The sequence below is a fragment of the Oleiphilus sp. HI0086 genome, assembly GCF_001635225.1.
The window spans coordinates 1-11888 of record NZ_LWFZ01000484.1 but is presented as its reverse complement, the minus strand read 5'-3'; the positions used below and the strand labels follow the sequence as shown (position 1 = coordinate 11888).

The 11888-nt window shown below is 44.5% G+C and carries 11 protein-coding genes; 3 read left to right on the top strand and 8 right to left on the bottom strand.

Annotated elements, in window-relative coordinates; translation table 11 throughout:
• A partial coding sequence (locus A3756_RS05980) for a Tex-like N-terminal domain-containing protein (protein WP_304438866.1) occupies window positions 1-548 on the bottom strand: 548 nt, incomplete at its 3' end.
• A 353-nt stretch (window positions 549-901) separates the two neighbouring features.
• On the opposite strand from A3756_RS05980, the gene rep reads away from it, so the two are divergent.
• Entirely contained in the window at window positions 902-2917 is a 2016-nt protein-coding gene (gene rep / locus A3756_RS05975) for a DNA helicase Rep (protein ID WP_068553061.1), read from the top strand.
• A gap of 10 nt (window positions 2918-2927) precedes the next feature.
• Here rep and A3756_RS05970 read toward each other — a convergent pair whose 3' ends face one another.
• From A3756_RS05970 to A3756_RS05960, 3 genes are read right to left on the bottom strand one after another with little or no spacing between them, the layout of a single operon-like run.
• On the bottom strand, window positions 2928-3305 hold the full coding sequence (locus A3756_RS05970) for a hypothetical protein (protein ID WP_068553059.1): 378 nt from the start codon (window positions 3303-3305) through the stop codon (window positions 2928-2930).
• Window positions 3306-3347: 42 nt separating this feature from the next.
• Window positions 3348-4601 carry a glutathione S-transferase family protein gene (locus tag A3756_RS05965; protein WP_068553057.1) on the bottom strand — a complete coding sequence of 418 codons (1254 nt, stop codon included), beginning with the start codon at window positions 4599-4601 and terminating at the stop codon, window positions 3348-3350.
• A 25-nt stretch (window positions 4602-4626) separates the two neighbouring features.
• Window positions 4627-5286, bottom strand: a complete 660-nt coding sequence (locus A3756_RS05960) for an alpha/beta hydrolase (RefSeq protein WP_068513036.1) — start codon at window positions 5284-5286, stop codon at window positions 4627-4629.
• Window positions 5287-5573: 287 nt separating this feature from the next.
• Between A3756_RS05960 and A3756_RS05955 the strand changes: the two genes are divergently transcribed.
• A complete protein-coding gene (locus A3756_RS05955; protein ID WP_068506619.1) occupies window positions 5574-6527 on the top strand; it encodes a hypothetical protein in 954 nt (317 codons plus the stop codon).
• A gap of 107 nt (window positions 6528-6634) precedes the next feature.
• Window positions 6635-7093, top strand: coding sequence for a DUF1499 domain-containing protein (locus tag A3756_RS05950; RefSeq protein WP_082865110.1), 459 nt, complete (start codon window positions 6635-6637; stop codon window positions 7091-7093).
• Between the two features lie 64 nt (window positions 7094-7157).
• On the opposite strand, the gene A3756_RS05945 is transcribed toward A3756_RS05950, so the two are convergent.
• The 4 genes from A3756_RS05945 to A3756_RS27435 all read right to left on the bottom strand — a co-directional run.
• Window positions 7158-7622 carry a type IV pilin protein gene (locus A3756_RS05945; protein ID WP_068508008.1) on the bottom strand — a complete coding sequence of 155 codons (465 nt, stop codon included), beginning with the start codon at window positions 7620-7622 and terminating at the stop codon, window positions 7158-7160.
• A 2-nt stretch (window positions 7623-7624) separates the two neighbouring features.
• Window positions 7625-11050 carry a pilus assembly protein gene (locus A3756_RS05940; RefSeq protein ID WP_068514567.1) on the bottom strand — a complete coding sequence of 1142 codons (3426 nt, stop codon included), beginning with the start codon at window positions 11048-11050 and terminating at the stop codon, window positions 7625-7627.
• Complete coding sequence (locus A3756_RS05935) at window positions 11047-11454, bottom strand: hypothetical protein (protein ID WP_156490306.1); 408 nt, start codon at window positions 11452-11454, stop codon at window positions 11047-11049. The genes A3756_RS05940 and A3756_RS05935 overlap by 4 nt, the downstream gene beginning before the upstream one ends.
• 75 nt (window positions 11455-11529) lie before the next feature.
• Window positions 11530-11888 (bottom strand): hypothetical protein (locus A3756_RS27435; protein ID WP_068553055.1); only part of this gene is annotated, 359 nt, incomplete at its 5' end.

Genomic DNA, 11888 nt, shown 5'->3' with positions numbered 1-11888 from the left:
CTGAGGCGTTCCATCAAAATGTACTTTGCGCCATCTAGTGCGGCTTGTGAGTCATCAATGCCCTTATCAGTGCTAATGAATTTACTCGCTTCAGACTCTGGGTCTAGAGTCGGGTCCTTAAACAAACTATCCGCTAAGGGTTCCAGACCGGCTTCAATTGCAATCTGGCCCTTGGTTCTGCGCTTGGGTTTGTAAGGAAGGTAGAGGTCTTCCAGTTCGTTCTTGCTGGCGACATTAGCGATTTGCGAGGCAAGCGCATCAGTGAGTTTACCTTGTTCGTCAATGCTGCTGAGAATAGTTTTACGCCTATCATCTAACTCTCGTAAGTAACGGAGCCTTTCTTCAAGCTTTCTGAGCTGTGAGTCATCTAGGGCGCCGGTCACTTCTTTTCGATAACGTGCAATAAAGGGGATCGTTGAACCTTCATCAATTAGTTCAATGGTTGCATCGACTTGTTGAGGTCTGACCGAAAGCTCGCTGGCAATTTGGGCTGCAATTTTTTTGGTGGTCGTGGAAGCGGAGGAAGCCTGGGTAGATAAGGTGTTCATGCGAAAGTAAAAGATCCTTGCGAGCGGTAAAGAGGTATCAGTCTTAAAAACAACAAATAGCAATGCACTAAATGGTGACGAGCATGGCGATTTAAACCCCTGCAGTAAATAAAAAATGAAACAAAACAACGAAAATATCTGTTCCAATTTCACAACTAAAGGCAGTGTTGCGGCGCTACGACTGTGTTCATTATTTATATCTATTTAGAATAAGTGCTACAAAGCGACAAAATGTATCTGGAAAGCAATGAGTTGACGTGAAAGAATGATGGAATAGAAAAATAAATGGGCTCAGAGTCACGGGCCCTGAGCCCATTTATTTTTATCGAGATAGACAGAAAGAAGAGAAAGTAGTGGCGAATAAGTTAAACCCTAAACAGCAAGAAGCCGTAGATTATGTTGGTGGTCCTTTACTCGTACTAGCGGGCGCTGGCAGCGGCAAGACCAGTGTAATCACGCGAAAAATTGCCTACCTGATTAAAAGCTGTGGTATTCCGGGGCGCCATATTGCTGCGGTGACCTTTACCAATAAAGCTTCTCGCGAGATGAAAGAGCGTGTCGGGCAGTTGGTTTCGGGGCCTGATGCGCGTGGTTTAACCGTATCGACTTTCCATAACCTGGGTTTGAATATCATTCGCACCGAGCATAAGGCGCTTGGCTATAAACCGGGGTTTTCTATTTTCGACAGTGAAGATGCTAAAGCGTTGATTCGCGACCTGATGATGAAAGATGGTGAAGAGAATAGCGACCGAATCAATGAATTTCAGATGGCGATTTCAAACTGGAAAAATGCCATGCTAACTCCGGCTCAGGCCGCACAGCAAGCTCAAACGCCTGACGATGTCACCCTGGCACATGTGTATGAAACCTATACTCGCTACCTCAAAGCCTATAATGCGCTCGACTTCGATGATCTGATTCTTTTACCCGTACAACTTTTCGCTGAACATCCGGATATATTAAGCAAGTGGCGGCAGAAGATTCGCTACCTCTTGGTTGATGAGTACCAAGATACTAATATGGCTCAGTACGAGCTGGTGAAGCAAATCGTGGGTGACCGTCATGCTTTGACAGTCGTAGGCGACGATGACCAGTCTATCTATGCCTGGCGTGGAGCAAGGCCAGAAAACCTGGCGCGTCTGGAAAAAGACTTCCCAAGCCTGAAGCTGATTAAGCTGGAGCAGAATTATCGCTCTACCAGTTTGATCTTGCGTGCGGCGAATACCTTGATCGCCAACAACCCTCATATGTTTGATAAAGCACTATGGAGCCAGCTGGGTGACGGAGAGCGAATTCGTGTAATTCGTTGTCGCCATGAAGATGCAGAGGCAGAACAAATTGCCGCAGAGATTCTTGATCTTAAGTTGAAAAAGGATATCCCCTTTAAAGACTTCGCTGTGCTTTATCGTGGTAACCACCAGGCGCGTCTGCTGGAAATCAAGATGCAGGCTTTTCAGGTGCCTTATCGCTTGTCTGGTGGTACCTCCTTCTTTGCCAAGAATGAAATCAAAGATGCCATGGCCTACTTGCGTCTCATTGCTAACCCTGATGATGACGCAGCATTTCTTCGGGTAGTCAACGTACCACGCAGAGAGATCGGCCCCTCAACCTTGGAGAAACTCGGAAATTATTCGACTGAGCGACATATTAGTTTGAATCAGGCTGTCGGTGAAATTGGTTTGGAACAAGTGTTGAGTGGTAAGGCGCTGGATCGGGTCAGGCGCTTTAGCGATTGGTTACGAAAAACAACGGAACGTTGTTATCAGGAAGATCCGATACCTGTGATCAAGCAGTTGTTTACCGATATTGAGTATGATCAATGGCTGTACCAAAACTCTAATACGCCAAAAGCGGCTGAGAAACGTATGGAGAATATCTGGTACTTGGTTGATTCGTTAAAAAATATGATCGACGCCGATAAAGGCACAGCGGATGAAATTGGTATAGAAGAAGCGGTTTCCAAATTGATCCTTCGAGATATGCTGGAGCAACAAGAAGAAGAGGATGATAGCGATAAGGTGCACATGCTTACGCTTCATGCCTCGAAAGGTCTTGAATTTCCACATGTTTTTATCATGGGGCTTGAAGAAGAATTATTGCCGCATAGAAACAGCATTGAAGAAGATAACATCGAAGAAGAGCGCCGCCTGATGTATGTGGGCATCACAAGAGCCCAGCGGACTTTAGCATTGACTTATGCTGCAGCACGAAAACAATATGGCGAGAAAATAGAAACCATTCCTAGTCGCTTTTTAGATGAAATTCCCGAAGATGACTTGCATTGGGAAGGTGGCGAGCAAAAAGATAAAGAGCTTGTGCAGAAAAAGGGCAATCAAACTCTTTCGGCGCTTTTAGATGGCCTCAAGTAAATATTACTGATTACTTTTGGCCGACGCTAGGGTTGGCGAGCTGTGGTCGCCATTCCCACCATTCATGTTCGCCTTCCGGCGTACTTTCTTTGGTTTTATAGACATCCCAGGTGACGAGATAGTCAGGGTTTTGTACCTGCTTACCACTAATCGGGTCGTGATAGTCACCGGGTGGTGCAATAAACCAGGGGCGAAGTGAAGAAGGGATGGTGAATTCACTTTCTTGTTTCAAGTCCTGGACGGTGATGCCATCTTCTTCTGTGACTTTGCAAACAGTACCAGCGAGCTGCTTTTGATCCAGCACTTCTCCAGACCGGTCAAAATAGGTGATGCCTACCAGAATGGTTTTTCCAGAAATGTTTTGTAGGGTAATTGCCTGATCTGTCACTGAGAATCCTTATTGAAGAAAAATATGAAGCTATCATAGCCCTTAAGCCTCTGCCGAAACAATTGTCTCTTTCAATTCAGCATCCTCTGTTTCGAAAAGAGCACAAAGTTCTAGCTGTGCTTTAATGGTATTTTGTTCGCTTTGGTCTAAACGCTTCCATTTTTCACAAAGCTCCTGCCAGGTTCTGAGTTGAAAGGTTTTTACCACTGACTTAAAAGGGTAGCCACGTAACTTTCCTGTATAAAGTGTTTTTCCCTGATTGAAGGCTAGTTCGTTGAACTCTGTTGCTCCCTGAGCTTTTGCCAGGTGATATGCCTGCTTATTTTGAACCATGAGCGATGCATAGGTGCTCATGATGGTGTTGAGCAAGGGCTTAAGTGCCCCTGAAAAATAAAGCTCCCCTTCTTTCTGTTGTAAGCGATGTTTGCCGCTATAGATCATCTCAAGCCAGGCGTGTGTCTGCGGAGCGAGTTCTTGCATTAGCTTATTTGTTTCTGGGTCGACCAGGTTCATAGCGAGTTGGCCGTAGGCACTGGCATCGGCAATGGTAAACTGATCACCGAGTAAGAATTTTTGCAGGGTTAATACTTCCTCCATGCCTTTTAGATATTGCTTCCAGCTTTCGAACAATAAGGTATGTGTTTCAGGAAAACCTTCTTTATACGGGGGGGATAGAGCTTTTGAAACACCGCTTCGATAGCTCTTTGGCGCGACACTAAATAAGTAAGGACAGCGTGCCACCTGTCGCTTAGGAAAGCGCCTGGAAAGTAGTAAGGGGCCGCCTGGCGGCAAAGCGTGACGAAATTCTTTTGCGAGTAATTTACCCATTATGTTCGACTTGGCGGAGCCTACCCAGCGCATATGATGGACCATGTATAGGCCGAACTCGTCAAAGGCTTCGTCGATTAAGCTGGCGATAAAATTCAAACAAGGGTCTTCCGGGAATAAGCGATGTCTATGGCTATTTCCCTGAGTGGGGGGCTTCTGGTCAAGATAGTGTGCGATGGCTGTGCTGTCGTATTGAAAATCTTTGCCGTTTTCAGTAAAGAAAGGAACGGCAGGGTACTCATCTAAGTCGGCATCCATTTCAGGATAGCGGCTTATCTGCTTATGCTGTTTTTGATACTCAAGGCGTAATAAGGTCTGAGTATTTTCAAGATAGCTTCCATGCGCGGGTAAGCGGCGATAAGGGATGCCACAGTACTCCAGGTAAGCTTGCATCTTTAATACGAAGGGCGAAAGCTCGACGCCCCAAATAATTGCAGAACTGATTTGTATTTTATTCTTATTTTTCATTTAGGGCTCAACCTATAAAACAGCATTACATCAAATGAGCCTGAAAGAAACGCGATAGGTCTTGTATCTCGCTTAGACAAACTTCGTGTTCCATCGGGTAGTTTAGATATTGCACTGTGTGGCCTCGCGCTTCAAGAATCGCCGCCGCTTTTTTACCTTGCCTTTCCACGACCATTGGGTCATGAGTGCCGTGGCAGATTAATACTGGCAGCTGGCTATTCGCGGGCGCGGTATCAAAGCTATCTTCTTGTGGAAAATAGGTCGACAAGCCTGCCAGTGCTGCAAGGGGGCTGGGGTAAGTTAAGGCTGCATGGTAGGCCACGGCTCCACCCTGCGAAAAGCCCATTACAATGATTCGTTCGCTCTTGATGCCTCGCTCGATTTCCCTATCGATCAGCGTTTGGATATTCTTCACCGAACTTTGCAATTGTTCGTGGTTTATCACGCGCTCTTCAGTCAGTTCAAGAATGTCATACCAGGCGGGCATGATATAGCCAGCATTAACCGTGATGGGGATTTCCGAGGCATTTGGAAATATAAAGCGTATACCTAAGCCTTCCGGTAGCGCTAATTCCTCGACGATAGGTACAAAGTCGTTTCCATTTGCCCCGAGGCCGTGCAGCCAAATAATACTTGCTGATACCGTGTCAGCAGTTTGTCGCTCAATACAGTCTAATAGGGGCATGTGATGAAATCCTTAATTATCCAATAGGTGAAAAAGATAGTTTTAATAGGTAGTATGGGTAACTCGTGTGACGCAGTGGACAAAATTAATGATAAACCTGCGTATTTGACATTGTTTAACCTTATACCTTGCTTGTAAAGCTGGCAAAGCGAGAATTATGTCTACACTGAATTAAAGCCTTTCCTGATCTTGAGTAAATTATTGGTGCTTATGGTGGCATAAGTGGCAAATGTTGTAGTTATGACGAAAAGTGCAAGGCGCTCTGTTGCTTGTTTTAGGAAGAAAAAATGAAACCCGAACTCAATACATTTCAAATGCTGAATGCAGCAAAAACAAATCTTTCAAACTTGAATCGCAGCCTATCTTTGGTGGGAGCTGGTTTAGTCATCAGTTTAGCTGCTGGCTGTGCTTCAGTTGATAAGAAGGACAATAGTGCGATGTCTGATAGCTCGGCTGAGCTTAGTGTGGCGGAAGTACAGCCAAGCCAAGAGGAGCTAGCTAGGAACGAGAAAGAAAATGCTGCTAAAGCTGATGAAATGATGAAAAGCCTTAAAGCTCCTGTGGTTGAACCAGGTGCTAAGACTGAACAGCCGGTCAGCAAAGAGGTGAAGCCTACAGTTAAGGAAGTTGTCGCAGAAGTAACGCAGAAGGCCGTTACAGCGGTAGCAGACAAGGGTGTGAAGGTAGCAGTAGAAAAAGAGCCAGCTAAAGCTGAGGTTAAAAAAGTAGCTGCGAAGGTAGAGGAAGCTAAAAAAGATGTTGTTAAAGCGCCTGTTGTGCAAAAGAAAGGCTCTGTTAAGCCCTTAGCAATTAGCGAGAAAGACCTTCCTGCAAACTATGATATTTGGGTGTTAAAGCAGGGTGATACAGCATTAACTCAAGGGCTTGTTATTAGCACGCCAACTTGGGAGATGGGTAAAGAAGGTTATATGTCTCAAATTTGGCTAACCTTTAAAGAAAATGAGATTCACATTAACAGTTCTTCTGATATTGCCAGCGAAGCAAAGAATTTAGGTATTCGTATCGACGGAGGTGACTTGATTCCTTTTACGCGAATAGCTGAGAATAATATTGGAATTGTTGAAGGTGAGTGGCTAGATAAACTGGCAAATGCGAGTAAGCTGGATATTTACCTAGGCTTCTTCCCTGGCAAGAAACCTACAAGTGATACTTTCCATAGTGATACCTCTCTGGAAAATCTGGACCGTGTTGTGGCAACTTACCGTAAGTTGAGTAAGTAATTACCTAGACTATTAGGTGAATAATAGGGCTGCATTAATGCGGCCTTTTTTGTGGCTTGAATAAATAGATTGTGCGCAATATACTTGCATAACTAGAGGATAAGACAATGAAGAAAGTTATTTATCTACTGATATTTTTTATACTGGCTGGAGTCATCACAATGCGAGTAATTGAGAACAATACAGCACCTAAATTAGGTGTTCAAAATGGTGAGCTGAAGCCCTTGGGAAGTCGGCCTAATAGCGTATCAACTCAAACCGATAAGCCTGATAAGCAGGTAAAATCGATTGCCTTCGATATAGAAGCAAAGCAGCAGATGCAGAAGGTTCAAAATGTCATAGACGCTATGCCGGGGGCAAAAATTCTTCAGCAAAGTGATCACTATTTGTATGCCGTTTTTACCAGTCCGCTGATGCGTTTCAAAGACGATGTGGAGGTTTATCTGGATGATGAGCAGAAGCTAATTCACTTTCGTTCAGCGAGTAGGGTGGGGTATTCAGACTTAGGTGTTAACCGGAAGCGATATGAGGACTTTGCTAGGCGACTGTCTGTATTGAGTCAATAAGCGAAATTAAAAAAGGCCTGTCAGCGGAAAGCTGATAGGCCTTATTGAACGGCGTATCTATCGTTTAGTTCTTATCCCAGTCAAACTCATTTGCACCGATCGCGCCGCTATTATCCTCGTCCCAGCTTTTTTGGCCTAGGGAGTTATATTCTAAAAAGCCATCGCCCGTTTGGGAATTGGTAGGAGTCGCTCGTAGGGTGTAAGAACTCCCTGTAGCCGCTTCAATCGTTAGGTCGTAGTAAACAGATGAGCCGCCTACCGGTGCGGTTGTAGCAAATACTGCGGGAGCCCCAGTATCTCCACTTTGTCCTGCATTCAGGTAAGAGTTATTTTGTGTGAAATGTTTTTCCATCGCAGCCGAAAAAGAGACTAAGGCGCCCTGAGCTTCAGAGCGTTTGGAACTCTTTACGTTATCCTGATATGACGGGTACGCGATAGCAACTATGATAGCCACTATAGCCACCACTACCATTAATTCTATCAGCGTGAAGCCCTTCTGCGAGCTATAACAATTCTTGCAGGTATACATATTTACTCCTCTTGAACCCAGTAGGTTCTAACAATTTTTCCTTCGCGATCAAGTGGATTGCACTCTGTACCAATACACAAAATGTCTTGGCCATCCACACGAAGTCTTTGTGGTGCGGTTGGTAATGATTGTGTCGTGAGCGTGCCAACTTCCCTATCGCTTGTGGTTAACTCAGAATCTAATCCGATACCGTCATAATTCTTAACCGGTGTCGCGTCAGCTATTTCGATATGGTAGAGGCGAGGAATACCGGAGCTAAAAATACAGCCGTTAGTACTTGCTGTGGGCTCGTAAGTGGTAAAGTAAACCGTTCCATCAATGGTTAAAGATGTCGCTAGCATTTTTTCGCCATCACGCGTAAAACGAATGAACCAACCCTGTTTTGGTAATATATCAGCACCGTTACCGTAGTATTCAGTATAGGCGGCTTCTTGGTTGGCTTCAGAGTTTTGGCCGCTTACGTCACCCAGGTTGTTATTCGTTGCGTCGTAAAGGTCATCCTCTATAAGTGCTGTATACTCGATAGAGCCGTCAAGGTTCTTTGGAGGTTCAAGTACGTCGGAGCTTTTTATCATATATAAACGGTCAACGACTTCATCATCAAGAGGGTGAGCTTGCCAGCCTGAACCAATGACAATAGCTAAGGTTAAGCTGCTGCTATCGCTTAGTACCGATACGTCAGGTGCATGGTAGAAACGTCTATTGTTTTCGGTTCCTGTATCGGACACACTGGCGATTACCCCCCCATGTACAGGAAGGGTACTAGAGCTGCTTCTATTGTTATCTATGTCGAAGCGCCAGACCTGTCCACCCATGTCGCCCACGTAAATTTGGTCAGCAATTCTGTCAGCGTTCACATCAATAGCCTTAACGTCTGATGGAATGCTATATTTCATATCACTAAAGTTAGAGGGGGTCGCGCTCCAGATTTTCTCTCCTGTCTCTGCGTCAACAATATAAACAGCTCGACCAATGGAATCTTCAGAGCGAGTTGTTGCTAGATCTTGATTGGTATCATAACCACCGCCAAAAATGAGAACTTCGCGAACAGTGCTACCCATTCTAACCTTAGTTTTAACTGGCTTAGACCAGGTCTGACCGAGCTCTTCGAAGCCGCTAGTGCCACCTGTCCCCCCAGTAATTTGCCACAGAAATTCAGGTGCATCGCGCTCTGTAACATCTAAAGCATAATAGCTATTTCCACCACGGCGCATGCCAGAATATAAATAGACGAAATCATTTGAGTCGTATAAATCATTGTCATTGTTTTCGTCGTTGACCCAAGTTGTTATGGAGCCGTCCATTCCATACGTGTGTTCAACAGCCTGAGAATCTTCAAATAAAGTTTTTTGCATTCCCAGTAGCTCTTTGGGCATAAAAGCAAAGTATTCATCACCTTGGCCTTTTGTATAGGTGCCACTAGTGCTATTACTTCCGTTTATCGCGTGGATAAAACCCTGGTTGTCACCGAAGAATATTGCCGTGTCGGGGTTCTCGTCGGTACCACCGTATATCACAACCACTGGCGCAGAGTGGAGGGGGTCCATTATTGTGTGTCGAGTATCTGTATAACTATTATCGTTATCGGTATCAAAGACATCAATATCACGAATCCAGTCTAGTAATAGCTTGTACTCTTCATCAGTTGCTTCGGTGTATTCAAGTAATTCTTTAGTAATATTGTCTGCGTTATCGTAAGAAATTTCGTTACTGTCGTCAGATAGGTTGCTAGAGCCACCTAGGTACGTAAACACATTACGGTCATCACTATTGTTGGGTAAGTTTTCTGCAGCGCCCCCTAGGTGAATATCATTAGCGTCAATATCATCTGACCACCAGCTCCATGCGCCTGGGTCAGCAGGGTTATTACTGCGAGACTTAAAGAAACCAGTTTCTGGATCAATCGCGGTACGGCCAGCTCTATCATAAACAGTGCCGTCAGATCCTAGACGATAGCGTTTTAAGTTACCCTTCCAGACAGGCCCAGTTTCAGGCTTGAAAACCGAGAAATACAATTCATCACGATGGTTGAGGCGGTTAAAGGTATTTACAGCAACGCCGGGAGAAACAAACGTGGTACTAATATCTTTGAGGCTTGAGAATATTTGCTTAATTGCACTTTCGAGCTCGGTTGTATCGTTGGCTACAAAGTATTTACCGCCACCACCTGGGTTGTCATCAGTACCCTCGGCTGTTCGTTTGAGCAAATTATCATCGAGTTCAAAGCCAATCGTATAGGTTGTAACGTTTTGTTCGCCATCATATTGACTAGATACATCGTTTTCGTACATGTGGCGGGAAATCTCATCTAGACAGTTGTCAGTGCAGTTGCCCACAGTACTCTCTATAACGTTTCTCGATGCAGTATCGTTACTATCACTTCGGCTAGAGCCAGGGTGAGCGTCATAAGTGGGTTCACCGTCCGTTAATAGGACAATGTTGTTAGGCTGGCATTCATCTGAAATAGGCGATTGGTATTTGCTAGAGTTGCTAGGGCTCTTAGATGAGGCAGAGCTTTGGCTGCCTAAAAATACCGAACCGCCAGAATAGTAACGGTAAGCTTCAAATAGGCTTTCAGCGAGAGGAGTCCAGGTATCCGGGGAAAGGCTGTTTAGATCAGATACAAAAGAAGACCGATTGTCTTCAATATAATCAATTGGAGTCGTAACGCGGCCACCTTGCTTGCCGTAATTATTGGTATTAAAGCTCATTAAGCCAATATTAATACCTGAAGTACTGTTAATCAGGTTGCTGACAACGCTCTTCATGATGCTAATGCGTGATTGAGAAGTCACTTCACGATAGTAGGCATACCAATTAATATAGTTTGAATTAAAGAAATCATAGGTAGTGTAGCTGTTCCAGCTTATTTCGTTGTTGCTAGAACTCGCCCATTTGCTGGAGTTATGTACTGCGTATGTGTTGCCTGTTGTTCCGTTAGCGCCGTGTGCACCTCGATCATCTTTACACTCGATAATATTTGTATTGGAACTACTGCGACGACTGAAAAGATTACGCCAAGCATTTCTGCGGGTATTAAAGCCAGCGACTTTTGCAGCAGTATACTGTCCTGCTATTGCAAGCTTGTCAGTCATTTCTTGGCAGTGATTTTGGCTTGTTAAAATTGTACCTCGATAGTTGAAATAACTATCGAATGCATAGATGTAAGCGTCAGAATAGGGGCTTCGACCGTCATCGATAGCTTTCTGAGTATAGTCAATTGAATGGTTGTAAGGGGTTTCCGTACTAACCATATTTGACATACTGCCTGAGTTGTCAAGAATAAACAGGACGTTTGGTGTTAATTCGTTAGAAGCACTGGACTCAAATAAAATCTCAGTATCGTCTGCGTGTGCAATATTGGCTGATAGAAGCGTAATAATGCAAGATGCCAAGCCGTGACCTAGTTTGGATTGTAATGATCTCATTGGCCTGCCTCCAAATTAAAGAAACGGAAGTGATGGAGCTCTTTGGTCTTTATGTTGTAACTGATTGCGCCACTTTTGCCATTGAAGGGGGTTAATACATCAAGAGAGGCTTTTTCTTGCCCAATATAGGCTTGAGTTGTTTCAGTGATACGATATTGCTGTAAGTCACAAGAGGCGCAAGCTCGAGCTTCGATGCTTTTTATTTTTCCATCAAGGCCTCGGTTCAATTGAATGGAATCAGTCTCATAGCCTTGAGTGATATGTGTCAAAGGTGGGGGAGTATACCCTTGTTGTAACTTAAGTAGCTGATCTTTTGTAAGTGCTGGCTCACTAGTATGAGCCTGAGCACTAAACAGTACACTAAAGGTTAGGAGCAAGCCTAATGCGTATATTTTTTTCATCATTGCCTCCTGATGGCTATTTCGTTGTTTCGGGCCATCACTCTAAATTCTGTTGTATGCCTTAAGGCATGTATAAGTTTAATGGTACTCAAAACCTTGCCTGATAACCGTTTGTGCACTAGTGGCCTCGACCGCACCTTCTACTAAAGCTTCGAATAGCTCCGGTTTAAGCTCTGTTGAGCTCTCGTCTACGTTTAAGGAGCCCCCTTTAGCGAGCGCTACAACACCCATATATCCGATGCTATAGCTGGATGCAGCTTTTGAGCCAGAAACTGCATAGTTAATACTCGAAGTGTGTTCACCAATAGTGCCGATTCCTATCGCCTCATCTAATTCTGTAGTGTCTTTGTCTATGATGACTTTATTGATCAGTCCACTTACGGCATTTTCTGCTGCTTGAAAAGTCGCGTTGTTGTTTTGTGCATTTGATGCCATTT

What these genes read in the sequence shown, in the direction of transcription:
- A3756_RS05935 (WP_156490306.1), bottom strand. Translation starts at nt 11,454, where the DNA reads ATGATGAAAAAAATATACGCATTAGGCTTGCTCCTAACCTTTAGTGTA.
- A3756_RS05950 (WP_082865110.1), top strand. Translation starts at nt 6,635, where the DNA reads ATGAAGAAAGTTATTTATCTACTGATATTTTTTATACTGGCTGGAGTC.
- A3756_RS05965 (WP_068553057.1), bottom strand. Translation starts at nt 4,601, where the DNA reads ATGAAAAATAAGAATAAAATACAAATCAGTTCTGCAATTATTTGGGGC.
- A3756_RS05960 (WP_068513036.1), bottom strand. Translation starts at nt 5,286, where the DNA reads ATGCCCCTATTAGACTGTATTGAGCGACAAACTGCTGACACGGTATCA.
- A3756_RS05955 (WP_068506619.1), top strand. Translation starts at nt 5,574, where the DNA reads ATGAAACCCGAACTCAATACATTTCAAATGCTGAATGCAGCAAAAACA.
- A3756_RS05940 (WP_068514567.1), bottom strand. Translation starts at nt 11,050, where the DNA reads ATGAGATCATTACAATCCAAACTAGGTCACGGCTTGGCATCTTGCATT.
- A3756_RS05945 (WP_068508008.1), bottom strand. Translation starts at nt 7,622, where the DNA reads ATGTATACCTGCAAGAATTGTTATAGCTCGCAGAAGGGCTTCACGCTG.